This is a genomic window from Arthrobacter liuii (assembly GCF_014639275.1).
Classification (GTDB): domain Bacteria; phylum Actinomycetota; class Actinomycetes; order Actinomycetales; family Micrococcaceae; genus Arthrobacter; species Arthrobacter liuii.
On sequence record NZ_BMFW01000006.1, the window covers coordinates 55959 to 69263 of the forward strand.

Below are 13305 nucleotides of genomic sequence, written 5' to 3' on the forward strand. Positions count from 1 at the left end.
GGGCTAGGCCTCCGTTTCCTGCGTCAGGCCCGGTTCCCGGGTCAAGCCGGTACTGAGGTCCTTGGTGAGGGCAGCAACGGCGTCCACTCCCCCGTCGCGGAGGGCTGCCACCAGGGCCGTGCCCACGATGACGCCTTCAGCATAGGCGGCGATCTCCTGGACCTGGTCCGCGGTGGAGACGCCAAGCCCGACGCAGACGCGTTCGGCACCGGCGCCGTGCGCAGCCGCCACAACGTCCTTGGCTGCGGTGCTGACGGAAGTCCGGGCACCGGTGACGCCCATGATGGACACGGCGTACACGAAGCCGCGGCTGGCGTCCACGGTCCGCTGCATGCGCTCCGGGGTCGAGGATGGTGCCACGAGGAACACGCGGTCCAGCCCATACTTGTCCGAGGCTTCCATCCACTCGGCGGCCTCGTCCGGGATCAGGTCCGGTGTGATGAGCCCGGCTCCCCCGGCCTCGGCAAGCCGGCGCGAGAACTCATCCACGCCCATGCGGACCACGGGGTTCCAGTAGGTCATGACCAGGACTGCGGCGTCGGTCTTGCTGGTGATGCCTGTAACGACATCGAACACCTGGCTGACATGGAAGCCCTTGGCCAGGGCCTCGGTGGTGGCGGCCTGGATGACCTGTCCGTCCATGACGGGGTCCGAGTAGGGGATGCCGATCTCGATCAGGTCGGCGCCATTCTCCGCCAGGGCAATGCCCGCGGCGATGGTATCCTCCACGCTGGGGTAGCCGGCCGGCAGGTAGCCGACGAGGGCCGAGCGCCCCTGGGAACGGGCCCTGTCGATGGCGGCTGCCGACTTGCTGGCCGTCCCTGCCTGGCTGGCCGTCTCTGCGCTGCTCACAGCTGCTCCCCCTCTTTGCCGATTTCGGATTCGGCGGAATTCTTGTCCAACAGGTCAAACCATTCGGCTGCGGTGGCCACGTCCTTGTCTCCGCGTCCGGAAAGATTGACGATGACGATCTTTTCGGTGGCGGAGGCCGGGTCTTCGGCGGCCAGCCGCTGGCCCACCTTGATGGCCCCGGCCAGCGCGTGCGAGGACTCGATGGCGGGGATGATGCCCTCGGTGCGGCACAGGAGGCGGAAGGCATCCATGGCTTCGCCGTCCGTGATGGGTTCGTAGCTGACCCGTCCGATGTCGGCCAGGTAGGAGTGTTCCGGACCAACGCCAGGGTAGTCCAGGCCGGCGGAAATGGAATGCGACTCGATGGTCTGCCCGTCGTCGTCCTGCATCAGGTAGGAGCGGGCGCCGTGAAGGACGCCGGGCTTGCCCAGGGTGATGGTGGCAGCGTGCCGGCCGGTCTGCACACCTTCGCCGCCGGCTTCGAAGCCGTAGATTTTGACGGAGGGGTCGTCCAGGAACCCGTGGAAGATGCCGATGGCGTTGGAACCGCCGCCGATGCAGGCACAGACAGCGTCCGGGAGCCGGCCCTCCTGCTCCAGGATCTGGGCGCGGGCTTCCTCGCCGATGACCTCGTGGAAGTACCGGACCATGGCGGGGAACGGGTGGGCACCCGCAGCGGTCCCCAGCAGGTAGTGGGTGTTGGCCACGTTGGCCACCCAGTCCCGGAGGGCGTCGTTGATGGCGTCCTTGAGGGTCTGCGATCCGCTGGTCACCGGAATGACCTTGGCGCCCAGGAGCTCCATGCGGGCGACGTTCAGTGCCTGGCGGCGGCAGTCCTCGGCACCCATGTACACCACGCACTCCAGGCCCATGAGTGCCGCGGCGGTGGCGCTGGCCACGCCGTGCTGCCCTGCACCGGTTTCGGCGATAATGCGGGTCTTGCCCATGCGCTTGGCGAGCAGCGCCTGGCCCAGGACGTTGTTGATCTTGTGCGACCCTGTGTGGTTGAGGTCCTCGCGCTTGAGGAAGATGCGGACTCCCCCGGCATGCTGGGAGAACCGCTTGGCTTCGGTCAGCAGGGACGGACGGCCGGAGTAGTTCTTGTTCAGGTCGGCTATCTGGCCCCGGAATTCGGGATCGTCCTTGGCCTTGTTGAACGTCTCTTCGAGTTCGTCCAGGGCGGCGATGAGGGACTCGGGCATCCATCGGCCGCCGTAGTTGCCGAAGTACGGCCCCGGGGCGTGGCGGAGTGATCCGCCCTGCAGGAATGCTTCCGCGGTGTTGTTGTCAGCGTTTCCTGAGGGTGCGTCAGCCATCAGTCCTGTCCTGTTCGAGGTTGGTTGGTCAAAAGGGTGCTGCTCCGGCGGGTGGCCGGAAGGGCCTGTGCTGTGGGACCGGCTGGTACCGGCCCACAGCAAGGGTGTGGTGCGTCAGCCGCGGGCGGCGATGGCGGCGGCACCCGCTGCAGTGAATTCGGCAATGCGTTCCCGGGGCGTGGCGTGGCTTACCAGGGCCTCGCCCACCAGTATGGCGTTGGCGCCGCTGGCCGCGTAGTGCGTGACGTCGTCGGCGTCCCGGACGCCTGATTCGGCCACCACGACGGCCTCGGCCGGAATGAGCCCCGCCAGTGCGGCAAAGACTGAACGGTCGACGTCGAGCGTCTTCAGGTTGCGAACGTTGACGCCGACGATCCGGGCCTTCGCTGCGACGGCGCGCTCGATCTCCTCTTCGGTGTGCGTCTCCACGAGCACGTTCATGCCAAGCTCCCGGCTGAGGGCGCTGAAATCGGTGAGCTGGGCGTCGGAAAGGGCCGCCACGATGAGCAGGATCAGGTCCGCGCCGTGGGCACGGGCCTCCCAGATCTGGTACTCGTCCAGCGTGAAGTCCTTGCGCAACAACGGGATGTCGACGGCGGCGCGCACGGCATCCAGATCGGCGAGGGAGCCGTTGAAGCGGCGCTGTTCGGTGAGGACGCTGATGACGGCGGCACCGCCGTCGGCGTACTGCCGGGCGAGCGACGCCGGATCCCCGATGCTGGCCAGATCGCCCTTGGAGGGGCTGCGGCGCTTGATTTCGGCAATGACTTTCAACTGTTCCCGGGTTGGGGAGGTTCCGCCGAGGGCCGCCCAGGCATCGCGGGCAGGTGCCACGGCCTGGGCCAGGTCCTTCAGCTCAGCCAGGGAAACGAGCCGTTTCCTGGCCTCCAGATCCTCCCTGACACCGGCGTTGATGTCATCGAGAACAGTTGCCATCAGTGGCCGGAGTTCTTCAGCTTGCTGCCCTCGACGCCGTAGCCTGCCTTGCGCATGATGTAACCGAGGATCAGGCCCACGACCATCACAGCGGCGCCGCCGATGAAGATGGGGGTGCTGGCGATGACGAAGGCGATGGCTGCGATGAGTGCGCCTACGAGCATGACGATGACGCAGGTCCAGGCGGCCGGGCTGTTGCCGTGGCCCAGTTCCTGGCTGTGGTCAATGGCGCCGGGGGCCACCGTGCGGGTGCCTGACTTGGAAACGGACGCAGGTGCTTTGCTCATGGAAATCTCCTCAGGATGGATACTGCTTACATTCTGCCATTTTTTGGCTGCCCCCCGCGTACCGCCGGGCCTGGACGCCTGCGCCGCGGCCGGCAGCTCCTGGCCTTAGGTGGGATCCTCGCCGCGGCTAAGCCGGTCCCAGCTGTCGATCTCGTCCACGGGGCCGGCCGCCGCAACGGTCCCCGCGGCGCCGGCCGCGTCATATTTCGTACGCGTCTTCCAGTACCGGGACGCGGGGAGGATCAACAGGGCTGCCAGGGCCAGCAGGCAGCCGGCGACGACGGCGAGGACCGGAAAGAGGGTGACCTCAACGTGCGCCTGGCTGCCGGAGACACCCGTGGCACCTGCAATGGTGCCCTGCGCCGCCGCGAGCGGGTCAGCCAGGACGGTCGCCGCCGCGGTCGCCACGCCGGCAGCGGCAAGGACGATGATGGCGGTGATCACCCACCGCGCGATCCTGCCTGCAATGGCCGCAGCGAGACCGCCGGCGAGGGCCACCAGGGCCAAGGCGGTAACGGTGGTGGCAGCCTTGCTGCCCTGTACCTGGATGGCGCTTTGGGTAGCCGCGGCCTGACCCACCTGATTGGGGTCCAGGGTGGCGCTGATCCACGTCTGGGTGGTGGTGCCGAACGCGGCAAGCGCCAAAAGGATAATCAGCAGCACCAGCGTGGATTTGCGCGCCCACACCGGCGTAGTGCAGGCTTTCCTGCCCTTGCGCGCTTTCCCTGTGGTCCCCGTCGAGCCGGCAGCAATTCCGGAATCCGACATCAGGAATCCGTCCCGCCGGGGAGCGACTCCGCGGAAATGTTGTGCAGGGACCCTGCCGTGTGGACGGCGCGCAGGGGTGCGGCGGCCTTGTTGACGGTTTCCAGGGCCTCGGTGGGGTTCACCGAGTCCGCAACGATGCCGCCGCCCGCCTGGACGTATGCGCGTCCCTCCCGGATCAGGGCGGACCTGATGGCGATGGCCATGTCCATGTCACCTGCGAAGTCGAGGTAGCCCACCACCCCGCCGTAGATGCCGCGGCGGTGCGGTTCGAGCTCATCGAGGAGGCGCAGGGCCCTGGGCTTGGGGGCGCCGGAGAGGGTGCCGGCCGGGAACGTGGCCTTCAGGACGTCGTAGGCCTTGGCGTGCGGCGCCAGCCTGCCCACCACGGTGGACACCAGGTGCATGATGTGGCTGAAGCGCTCCACCTCCATGAACTGGGTGACGTCGACGGTGCCGGCCACGCAGACCTTGGAGAGGTCGTTGCGGGAGAGATCCACGAGCATGAGGTGCTCGGCGCGTTCCTTCTGGTCCGCCAGGAGCTCCTCGGCGAGGGCTTTGTCCGCTTCCACGGTTTTCCCCCGGGGCCGGGAGCCGGCGATGGGGTGGGTAATGACTTCCTGGCCGGTGACCGTCACCAGCGCCTCCGGCGAGGACCCCACGATGGAGTATTCCCGGCCCTCGGCGTCGGCCAGGCTGAAGATGTACATGTAGGGGCTGGGGTTGGTGTTGCGCAGGACGCGGTACACATCCAGCGCGGACGCCTTGCACTCCATCTCGAACCGGCGCGAAATCACCACCTGGAAGACCTCGCCGTCGACAATGGCTTCCTTGCCGCGGTCCAGCGCGGCAAGGTACTCCGCTTCATCCCAACGCTCCTGGACGCTGGAAGCGAAGTCCAGGGCCGCCGGCGCCAGGACGGACACCGGCTGCACCACGGGGGCGCTGATCTTCGCCAGGAGTTCCTTGACCCGGGCCACGGCGTCATGCCATGCCTCATCCACGCGCTCGGAACTGTTGTCGAAGTTGATGGCGTTGGCGATGAGCAGGACAGTGCCGTCAACGTTGTCGTGCACAGCCATGTCGGTGACCAGGTTCAAGGCCATTTCCGGCAACTGCAGGTCGTCCTCCGGCGGGCTGACAAGCCGTTCCCAGTGCCGGACAGTTTCCCAGCCGAGGAAGCCCACCAGGCCGGAGGTGAAGGGGGGCAACCCGTCGAACCGGTCGGTGCGCAGGGCCTCGATGGTGTCGCGGATGGCATCCACCGGGCTGCCGCTGACCGGCACGCCTGCGGGCGGTTCGCCCAGCCAGTGCGCCTGGCCGTCCTTGGTGGTGAGGGTGGCGCGGGACCTGGCGCCGATGAATGAGTAGCGGGACCAGGCTCCGCCCACCGCGGCGGATTCCATCAGGAAGGTACCCGGCTGGCCCTGGGCCAGCTTCCGGTACAGGCCGATGGGGGTTTCGGCGTCGGCGAGGACCTTCAGCCTGACGGGAATGACGCGGCTGTGGCCGGCGAGTTCCCGGAATTCCTCGAGGCTTGGGCTGATGGTTCCGAGGTCCTGCATGGCTATGCTTGTCCGCCTGTTCTTCGAAAGGGCCGGCCGTGCCGGGCACCTTGGGTGTGCTTGCTGGGGTGGGCGCGGCCGGGTGGGTGGGCCGGCCGGGCAACGTAGGCCGCCTAGCCCTCCACCACGTCGAGTGCCCTGCCGTCGAAGCAGGTGCGGGTACCCGTGTGGCAGGCGGCACCCACCTGGTCGACGCGCACCAGGAGCGCGTCGCCGTCGCAGTCCATGGCCACGGATTTGACCCACTGGACGTGCCCGGAGGTGTCACCCTTGCGCCAGTACTCCTGGCGGGAGCGGGAGTAGAACGTCACCCGGCCGGTGGTCATGGTGCGGTACAGGGCTTCGTCATCCATCCAGCCGAGCATGAGGACTTCGTTGGAGTCGTACTGCTGCACCACTGCAGCTACCAGGCCTGCGCCGTCGCGCTTGAGCGCCGCAGCCACAGCTTCGGGAAGCGGGCTTGCCGGCGGCGCTGCCGGACCGGATACCGCGGGCGACGGCGGCATGGATTCCACGGACTGGAATACCGCGGATCCTGCGGCTTGGACGGGGGCTGGCAGCTCAGACATCGGGTCAAGTCTAGTGCCTTCACGGACCCGTTCTCCTGTTGTGAACAACGGCGCGCCACCTACCGCTGCGCTGCTGCCCAACTCCACACCAGTCGTGCTAGTTTCACAAGTGATGCATTTCGTCGAACCCTCCCGAGAAGTCCTGGCCGAAACCCTGCTTGCGGCCGGCCCTGATGCGCCCACACTCTGCAAGGGCTGGCGTACCAGGGACCTTGCAGCGCACCTGTACCTGCGAGAGCGGAAGGCGGCCGTCGGGCTCGGTTTGATCATCAAGCGCCTGGCCAGGGCATCGGACCAGGCCACCGCCAAGCTCGCGGCCAAGCTGACCAGCAATGAGGACTACGCCCGGCTGGTGAACACCTTCCGCGCCGGGCCGCCTGCCCTCTCGCCGATGAGCATCCGCGCGCTGGACGAGAGCGCCAACCTGATTGAGTACTTCGTGCACACGGAGGACGTCCGGCGCGCCGTGGACCGGTGGGCGCCCAGGGCACTGGATGAGGCCTATTCGGATGCATTGTGGGACGAACTGGTCAAACGCGCTGCCATCCTCTACCGCGGCGTGGACCTGGGCATTGTCCTCGTGCGGCCCTCCGGACCCCGCCATGTCGCCAAGCGGGCACCTGTTTCGGTGGCGATTGTCGGCGAGCCGGGCGAACTCCTCATGCACGCCCACGGCCGCACCCGCCATGCCCTGGTCACCTTCGAAGGCCAGCCCGACGCCGTCGCCCTCCTCCAGTCGGCCGAAGTAGGGCTTTAGTCCCCACCCGCACCCTAGCCTCGCAAGCTCGGCCCGGGAACCCTGCGGGCGTGGGCCCACCCACCCGCACCCTAGCCTCGCAAGCTCGGCCCGGGAACCCTGCGGGCGTGGGCCCACCCACCCGCACCCTAGCCTCGCAAGCTCGGCCCGGGAACCCTGCGGGCGTGGGCCCACCCACCCGCACCCTGACGGCGTGGGCCCATCACCTGACCTCGTAGCCGGCTTCCCGGATGGCGTCCTTGACCTGGTGCATCATGTTGTCGGGCCCCCAGTGGAAAATCGAAGCGGCCAGCACGGCATCCGCACCCGCAGCGACGGCCGGCGGGAAGTGCGCGGGCGCCCCGGCCCCGCCGGAAGCGATAATGGGGACCCTGACGGCGGCCCGCACCAGTTTGATGAGTTCGAGGTCGAAGCCGTCCTTGGTGCCGTCCGCGTCGATGGAGTTGAGCAGGATTTCCCCCACCCCGCGGTCCGCTGCTTCCCTGGCCCACTCGATGGCGTCGATTCCGGTGCCGGTGCGCCCTCCGTGGGTGGTCACTTCGAATCCCGACGGCGTGGGCCGCGAGCCGGGGCGGGTCCGGCGGGCGTCAACGGACAGGACGAGCACCTGGGAACCGAAGTGCCGGGTGATTTCGTCGATGACGTCCGGCCGGGCCACGGCCGCCGTGTTGATGGAGGCCTTGTCCGCGCCGTAGCGCAGGAGCTTGTCCACTTCAGCCACGCCCCGGACGCCACCGCCGACCGTGAGCGGGATGAACACTTCCTCGGCGGTGCGGCGGACCACGTCGAACGTTGTCTCGCGGTTGCCCGACGACGCGGTGACGTCAAGGAAGGTCAGCTCGTCGGCCCCGGCATTGTCGTAGCGGTGGGCGAGTTCCACGGGGTCGCCGGCATCGCGGAGGCCCTCGAAGTTGACGCCCTTGACGACGCGTCCGGCATCAACGTCAAGGCAGGGAATGACCCGTACTGCTACTGCCATGGGAACTCCTGGTATTCGGTAATGCTGGCGGGGCGGCCTGTGCCGTGGGAGGTGCGTGCTAGATGCGGCAGGCGTGGATGCTGCTGACCAGGATGGCGCGTGCGCCGAGGTCGTACAGCTCATCCATGATCCGGTTCGTTTCCTTCTTGGGCACCATGGACCGGACAGCTACCCAGTCGGAATCGCGCAGCGGGGATACGGTGGGCGATTCGAGGCCGGGGGTCAGGCTGGCGGCCTTTTCCACGAGCTCTTTGCGGATGTCGTAATCCATCAGCACGTACTGGCGCGCCACCAGGACGCCCTGGAGCCGCCGGATGAGGACTTCGATTTCCTTGGCCGTACCGTTGGCGGCGCCACCATTGCCGGTGCGCCGGATCAGGACGGCTTCGGACTTGAGGATGGGGTCGCCGAAGATTTCCATGCCGGCGGCCTTGAGGGTGTTACCGGTTTCCACGACGTCGGCGATGGCGTCCGCCACCCCGAGGCGCACGGAGGATTCAACCGCGCCGTCGAGCCGGACCACCTTGGCGTTGATGCCGCGTTCGGCCAGGTAGTTGCGCAGCAGCCCGTCGTAGCTGGTGGCAAGGCGCTTGCCTTCAAGCTCGGCGGCGGAGGTGAAGTCGCCCACCGGCCCGGCGAAGCGGAAAGTGGAGGCGGCGAACCCCAGCGGAAGCAGCTCTTCGGCTTCCACCTCGGCGTCCAGGAGTAGGTCGCGTCCGGTGATGCCGACGTCGAGGGTTCCCCTGCCCACGTACACGGCAATGTCGCGGGGGCGGAGGAAGAAGAACTCAATGTCGTTGTCGGGGTCCACCATGACCAGTTCGCGGCTGTCGCGCCGCTGGCGGTATCCGGCTTCGGAGAGCATGGCGGAGGCGGCTTCGGACAGGGAGCCTTTGTTGGGTACGGCTACTCGCAGCATGGGAGGTTCTTTCTGGGATGGAAGGTCTGGTGTTCAGGCAATGCAGGCCACAGGGGGCCCGGCGGCAGTGCGCCGGTCCGGTGGCTACAGATGCTTGTAGACGTCTTCCAGGGACAGGCCTTTGGCGAGCATCAGAACCTGTAGGTGGTACAGCAGCTGGGAGATTTCCTCGGCCGCGGCTTCATCGGATTCATATTCGGCAGCCATCCATACTTCGGCTGCTTCCTCAACGACTTTCTTACCGATGCCGTGAACACCGGACTCCAATTCAGCGACGGTGCGGGAGCCTTCCGGGCGGGTGGCTGCCTTCTCGCTGAGCTCAGCGAACAGCGTCTCGAAATTCTTCACGCCCACCAGCCTACTTGCTGCGGCCGCAGGGGCGCTTCCCGGGCCGTTGCATGACGGGCGCGATGTGAGGGAACACACACGCGCCCGCCGCCTGCAACTGCTAGTTGCCGTACTGCTTCAGGACGACGGCGGTGGCCAGCGCCGCGGTCACGGCTTCGTGGCCCTTGTCTTCCTTCGAGCCGGGCAGGCCGGCGCGGTCCAGGCCCTGCTGTTCGGTGTCGCAGGTGAGCACGCCGAAGCCGACCGGGACGCCGGTGGACACGCTGACGTCGGTGAGTCCCGACGTCGCGGCCTGGCAGACGTAGTCAAAGTGCGGCGTGCCGCCGCGGATGACGACGCCGAGGGCAACGACAGCGTCAAAGTGCGGTGCCAGCCGCGCGGCAGCGACCGGCAGCTCGAAGCTGCCCGGAACCCGGAGGACGGTTGGCTCCGCGATGCCGGCATCCTTGGCGGCCCGGAGGGCGCCGTCCAGGAGGCCATCCATGATCTGCGTGTGCCAGCTGGCCGCCACGATGGCCAGCTTGAGCTGGGAGGTCTCGGCGGGGTTGAGGGTGCTGAGGTCGATGTCGGGGGCGCCGTGTCCGCTCATAAGTTCTTCTGTTCCGTTCGTTCGTGAAGACGTTCAGTCTTGTTCGTGGTCGTAGGGGGTTTCGGGGGCCGCCACGGGCACCGGCACCGCCTGGGCATCCAGCAGCAGCCGGTGTTCCATACGGTCCTTCTTGGTACGCAGGTACCGGATGTTCTGTTCGCGGGACGGTACCTCGGTAGGGACCATTTCCACCACCTTGACGCCGGCCTTGGCAAGCCTGTTCTGCTTGTCCGGGTTGTTGCTCAGCAGCCGCACCTCGTGCAGGCCCATTTCCGCCAGGATCTGGGCTGCCGCTTTGTAGCACCGGGCATCAACGGGCAGGCCCAACTGCTCGTTGGCTTCAACGGTGTCGAACCCTGCTTCCTGCAGGGCGTAGGCCTTGATCTTGTTGGCCAGGCCGATGCCGCGGCCTTCCTGGCCACGGAGGTACAGCAAGGTCCCGCCGTTGTCCCGGATCAGCTCCAGCGCGAAGGCAAGTTGTTCCCCGCAGTCGCACCGGTAGGAACCAAAGACATCGCCGGTGAGGCACTCCGAGTGCAGCCGGACCAGTGGAGCCTTTCCGTCAGTGGGAGCGTTCGGTGAACTGACGGCCAGGTGTTCCACACCGGTCACGAGGTCCGTCCATGCCTGCGCCACGAAGTCGCCAAAAGCGGTGGGCAGTTGAACCACCGGCCCTCCGCTGACGGGATGGGGCGCCTCGCCGGATAGCGCGTGGGACTTCCGGTGACCGTTCTGCCGGCTGTCGTCGCTGGCTGCCGCTGCCGTCATCGTTTCTCCTTCTCTTCACCCGGGATTGCCCGGGCATCCTCATCCGGGGCTCCCCCGGCCCCGGCTTCAAGATACGCCACCAGGTCCTCGATGGAGATCAGGGGGCACCCATGTTCCGCTGCGAACGAACGCAGCCCGTCGAGGCGCATCATTTCACCGTCGTCGTACACCACTTCCGCGATCACCCCGACAGGCTCAAGGCCTGCGAGGCGGCACAGGTCCACCGCGGCCTCGGTGTGGCCCTGGCGTTCCCGCACACCACCGTCAACTGCACGGAGCGGGAATATATGCCCCGGACGCGTCACGGACGCGGGACCGGCCAACGGGTCTGCCAGGATCCGGGCGGTCAGGGCCCGGTCCGTGGCGGAGATTCCCGTGCTGACGCCGGTGGCTGCATCACAGGAAACGGTGTAGGCAGTGCCTTTTGCATCCTCGTTGACGGCCGTCATGGGCGGCAGCGCCAGGGCGTCGGCGCGGCCTCCGGTCAGCGGCACGCAGATCACGCCGGAGCTGTACCGGATGGTCCAGCCGATCAACGCCGGAGTGGCATGCTGGGCAGCGAAGATGATGTCGCCTTCGTTTTCGCGGTCCTCGTTGTCGACGACCAGCACGGGGCGGCCGGCGGCCATGGCGCGCACTGCGTCCTCGATGGAGTCCAGTGCGCTGGTGGGCGTGAAGGACGCTGCGCCGGTAACCGGGCCACCGGCGACGGCGGGTTCCAGGCGTACTGCAGCGTTCACAGTGCACCTCCCGCAATGGCGGCGCCCACGGTGCCGGCTGCTGCGCCGGTGTCACGGAAGGCAAGCAGCCGTTCGGTGTACTTGGCCAGGACATCGACTTCCAGGTTCACCCGGCTGCCGGTGGTTTTGGTGCCCAGGCCGGTTTCGGCCAAGGTGGTGGGGATCAGGCCTACTTCGAACCAGGGGTCCTGCTCAGCAGCCGGGCTGACGGCCGTCACGGTGAGCGAAACGCCGTCGATGGCAATGGAGCCCTTCTCGGCGATGTAGCGGGCCAGGTTGGCGGGGACGCCGAAACGCAGCCGCTCCCAGTTGCCTTGGGGTTCCCGCTCCAGCAGGACGCCCACCCCGTCCACGTGGCCCTGGACCACGTGCCCGTCCAGGCGGCCGCCTGCAGGGACACACCGCTCCAGGTTGACCGGGTCACCGGCAGCGAGCTCGCCGATGGTGCTCCGCACCAGGGTCTCCCCCATGACATCCACGCTGAACTCCTGGCCCTCAATGGCGGTGGCGGTAAGGCAGACGCCGTTGACGGCGATGGAGCCGCCCAGTGCCAGGCCCTCGGTGGAGCCGGGCGCGTGCAGGCGGACGGTGGCGCTGGTGTTCCCGTCGCGCTCCACTGACAGCACGTGCCCCTGTTCGGCAATAATTCCGGTGAACATCAGAAGCCTCCCTGGGCTTGTTCCGCGGTACCGCGGGTTGGTTGGTGGTCGAGTGCAACTTTCCGTTGCGGTCTGAGGTGAAGCCTGAGGTCCCGGCCCAGCGTCCGCACCGCACCGCCGTCGGACGCGTCCCATTCCCAATGCTGGGCATCCGGGAGGCTGGTGATGCCCAGCCCGTTCAGGGCGGGGGTGCCCGACCCCAGCAGGGTCGGGGCCAGGTAGACGATGAGTTCATCAACCAGGCCTGCCGACAGGAAAGCACTGAGGATCCTCGAGCCGCCCTCCACCATCACGTGCCGGATGCCGGTTTTGTACAGCATGGACAGCGCTTCCTGGGGGTCGCGGGTAGGCAGGTGGACGGCCAGTCCGTCATCGCCAAGGATTGCCGCGCTGTCGGGAATACCCCGGATCCCCATGACGGCGCGTACCGGCTGCTTGGGTGCGGGGTCCCCGGAAGCGTCCCGGGCGGTCAGCCGGGGGTTGTCCACCAGCACCGTCTGGGTGCCCACCAGGATGGCGTCGATGCGGCTGCGGATCCCGTGGTTGTCTGCCAGCGACTCCGGGCTGGAGATCCACTGGCTGGTGCCGTCTTCGGCGGCGATCCGCGCGTCCAGGGTCTGGGCGATGTGGAGGGTGACGAACGGCCGCCTGGCAGCCACCGCTTCAAACCACCGGCGGTTCAGGTCCAGGGCTTCGTCCGCGCCGAGGCCGCTGCGGACCCGCACGCCGGCTGCACGGAGGGTTGCCGCGCCCCCTGCCGCGGGGTCATGGGGGTCGTCGACCGCGTAAACAACATCGGTGATCCCTGCGGCGATGATGGCTTCCGTGCACGGGCCTGTGCGGCCCACGTGGTTGCAGGGCTCCAGCGTGACCATCATGGTGCAGCCGGCAAGGTCCAGCCCGACGGCGGCGGCCTGGGTTATGGCGTCTGCCTCGGCATGCGGGGTGCCGGCACCGCGGTGGTGGCCGGTGACGAGCCGCCGGCCGTCAGGGCCCACGACGACGGCGCCCACCAAGGGGTTCGCGCCGCGCGGGCCCTGCAGGGCTGCCTGAAGGGCGTCCTCCATGGCGCGCGTCTCGTCGGCGCTGAAGGCAGTGACCACGCCGGCGGCCGGCTGTAGTTTTGCGGCGCCCGTCATGCGGCTGCCCTTACGAAGTGGTTGCCTGCCCCGGAAGCAGCAGGACTTTCGGCGTCAAAGAGCCATCGCTGGGGGTTCATCCGTGCGTCGTTCCTTCCCTGTCGAACCGCGATGGCT

16 protein-coding genes are annotated in these 13305 nt (G+C 67.7%); 1 reads left to right on the top strand and 15 read right to left on the bottom strand.

Annotated elements, in window-relative coordinates; genetic code table 11:
- Positions 1–3: 3 nt before the first annotated feature.
- From trpA to hisI, 7 genes are all read right to left on the bottom strand, one after another.
- On the bottom strand, positions 4–852 hold the full coding sequence (trpA, locus tag IEW19_RS09180; protein WP_188571334.1) for a tryptophan synthase subunit alpha: 849 nt from the start codon (positions 850–852) through the stop codon (positions 4–6).
- Positions 849–2168 carry a tryptophan synthase subunit beta gene (trpB, locus tag IEW19_RS09185; protein WP_188571335.1) on the bottom strand — a complete coding sequence of 440 codons (1320 nt, stop codon included), beginning with the start codon at positions 2166–2168 and terminating at the stop codon, positions 849–851. The genes trpA and trpB overlap by 4 nt, the downstream gene beginning before the upstream one ends.
- A 114-nt stretch (positions 2169–2282) precedes the next feature.
- Entirely contained in the window at positions 2283–3104 is an 822-nt protein-coding gene (gene trpC, locus IEW19_RS09190; RefSeq protein WP_188571336.1) for an indole-3-glycerol phosphate synthase TrpC, read from the bottom strand.
- On the bottom strand, positions 3104–3391 hold the full coding sequence (locus IEW19_RS09195; RefSeq protein ID WP_188571337.1) for an HGxxPAAW family protein: 288 nt from the start codon (positions 3389–3391) through the stop codon (positions 3104–3106). Before IEW19_RS09195 ends, trpC begins: the two co-directional genes overlap by 1 nt.
- Before the next feature lie 105 nt (positions 3392–3496).
- On the bottom strand, positions 3497–4159 hold the full coding sequence (locus tag IEW19_RS09200; protein WP_229748401.1) for a Trp biosynthesis-associated membrane protein: 663 nt from the start codon (positions 4157–4159) through the stop codon (positions 3497–3499).
- Positions 4159–5721 (bottom strand): anthranilate synthase component I, encoded by a 1563-nt coding sequence (locus tag IEW19_RS09205; protein WP_188571338.1) that lies wholly within the window; start codon positions 5719–5721, stop codon positions 4159–4161. The genes IEW19_RS09200 and IEW19_RS09205 overlap by 1 nt, the downstream gene beginning before the upstream one ends.
- A 113-nt stretch (positions 5722–5834) precedes the next feature.
- Positions 5835–6290, bottom strand: coding sequence for a phosphoribosyl-AMP cyclohydrolase (gene hisI, locus IEW19_RS09210; RefSeq protein WP_188571339.1), 456 nt, complete (start codon positions 6288–6290; stop codon positions 5835–5837).
- A gap of 112 nt (positions 6291–6402) precedes the next feature.
- Between hisI and IEW19_RS09215 the strand changes: the two genes are divergently transcribed.
- The gene (locus IEW19_RS09215) at positions 6403–7047 is read left to right on the top strand and encodes a TIGR03085 family metal-binding protein (protein ID WP_188571340.1); all 645 of its coding nucleotides are present in this window, start codon (positions 6403–6405) and stop codon (positions 7045–7047) included.
- A 202-nt stretch (positions 7048–7249) separates the two neighbouring features.
- Here the strand turns inward: IEW19_RS09215 and hisF are convergent, their stop codons facing one another.
- The 8 genes from hisF to ribD all read right to left on the bottom strand — a co-directional run bounded on the left by hisF (position 7250) and on the right by ribD (position 13188).
- The gene (gene hisF, locus IEW19_RS09220) at positions 7250–8026 is read right to left on the bottom strand and encodes an imidazole glycerol phosphate synthase subunit HisF (RefSeq protein WP_188571341.1); all 777 of its coding nucleotides are present in this window, start codon (positions 8024–8026) and stop codon (positions 7250–7252) included.
- Between the two features lie 58 nt (positions 8027–8084).
- Positions 8085–8945, bottom strand: coding sequence for an ATP phosphoribosyltransferase (gene hisG / locus IEW19_RS09225; protein WP_188571342.1), 861 nt, complete (start codon positions 8943–8945; stop codon positions 8085–8087).
- 84 nt (positions 8946–9029) lie between these two features.
- Positions 9030–9293 carry a phosphoribosyl-ATP diphosphatase gene (locus tag IEW19_RS09230; protein WP_188571343.1) on the bottom strand — a complete coding sequence of 88 codons (264 nt, stop codon included), beginning with the start codon at positions 9291–9293 and terminating at the stop codon, positions 9030–9032.
- Positions 9294–9393: 100 nt separating this feature from the next.
- On the bottom strand, positions 9394–9882 hold the full coding sequence (gene ribH, locus IEW19_RS09235) for a 6,7-dimethyl-8-ribityllumazine synthase (RefSeq protein WP_188571344.1): 489 nt from the start codon (positions 9880–9882) through the stop codon (positions 9394–9396).
- A gap of 33 nt (positions 9883–9915) precedes the next feature.
- Positions 9916–10650: a GTP cyclohydrolase II gene (gene ribA, locus IEW19_RS09240; protein ID WP_188571345.1), complete on the bottom strand. Its 735-nt coding sequence runs from the start codon at positions 10648–10650 to the stop codon at positions 9916–9918.
- Entirely contained in the window at positions 10647–11390 is a 744-nt protein-coding gene (gene ribB, locus IEW19_RS09245; RefSeq protein ID WP_188571346.1) for a 3,4-dihydroxy-2-butanone-4-phosphate synthase, read from the bottom strand. Before ribB ends, ribA begins: the two co-directional genes overlap by 4 nt.
- On the bottom strand, positions 11387–12049 hold the full coding sequence (locus IEW19_RS09250) for a riboflavin synthase (protein WP_188571347.1): 663 nt from the start codon (positions 12047–12049) through the stop codon (positions 11387–11389). The genes ribB and IEW19_RS09250 overlap by 4 nt, the downstream gene beginning before the upstream one ends.
- Positions 12049–13188, bottom strand: coding sequence for a bifunctional diaminohydroxyphosphoribosylaminopyrimidine deaminase/5-amino-6-(5-phosphoribosylamino)uracil reductase RibD (ribD, locus tag IEW19_RS09255; RefSeq protein ID WP_188571348.1), 1140 nt, complete (start codon positions 13186–13188; stop codon positions 12049–12051). The genes IEW19_RS09250 and ribD overlap by 1 nt, the downstream gene beginning before the upstream one ends.
- Positions 13189–13305 lie beyond the last annotated feature (117 nt).

Excerpts from the sequence above, each read along its gene's own strand:
- trpB (WP_188571335.1), bottom strand. The coding sequence starts at position 2,168 with ATGGCTGACGCACCCTCAGGAAACGCTGACAACAACACCGCGGAAGCA.
- trpC (WP_188571336.1), bottom strand. The coding sequence starts at position 3,104 with ATGGCAACTGTTCTCGATGACATCAACGCCGGTGTCAGGGAGGATCTG.
- IEW19_RS09195 (WP_188571337.1), bottom strand. The coding sequence starts at position 3,391 with ATGAGCAAAGCACCTGCGTCCGTTTCCAAGTCAGGCACCCGCACGGTG.
- IEW19_RS09200 (WP_229748401.1), bottom strand. The coding sequence starts at position 4,159 with ATGTCGGATTCCGGAATTGCTGCCGGCTCGACGGGGACCACAGGGAAA.
- IEW19_RS09205 (WP_188571338.1), bottom strand. The coding sequence starts at position 5,721 with ATGCAGGACCTCGGAACCATCAGCCCAAGCCTCGAGGAATTCCGGGAA.
- hisI (WP_188571339.1), bottom strand. The coding sequence starts at position 6,290 with ATGTCTGAGCTGCCAGCCCCCGTCCAAGCCGCAGGATCCGCGGTATTC.
- IEW19_RS09215 (WP_188571340.1), top strand. The coding sequence starts at position 6,403 with ATGCATTTCGTCGAACCCTCCCGAGAAGTCCTGGCCGAAACCCTGCTT.
- hisF (WP_188571341.1), bottom strand. The coding sequence starts at position 8,026 with ATGGCAGTAGCAGTACGGGTCATTCCCTGCCTTGACGTTGATGCCGGA.
- hisG (WP_188571342.1), bottom strand. The coding sequence starts at position 8,945 with ATGCTGCGAGTAGCCGTACCCAACAAAGGCTCCCTGTCCGAAGCCGCC.
- ribH (WP_188571344.1), bottom strand. The coding sequence starts at position 9,882 with ATGAGCGGACACGGCGCCCCCGACATCGACCTCAGCACCCTCAACCCC.
- ribA (WP_188571345.1), bottom strand. The coding sequence starts at position 10,650 with ATGACGGCAGCGGCAGCCAGCGACGACAGCCGGCAGAACGGTCACCGG.
- IEW19_RS09250 (WP_188571347.1), bottom strand. The coding sequence starts at position 12,049 with ATGTTCACCGGAATTATTGCCGAACAGGGGCACGTGCTGTCAGTGGAG.
- ribD (WP_188571348.1), bottom strand. The coding sequence starts at position 13,188 with ATGACGGGCGCCGCAAAACTACAGCCGGCCGCCGGCGTGGTCACTGCC.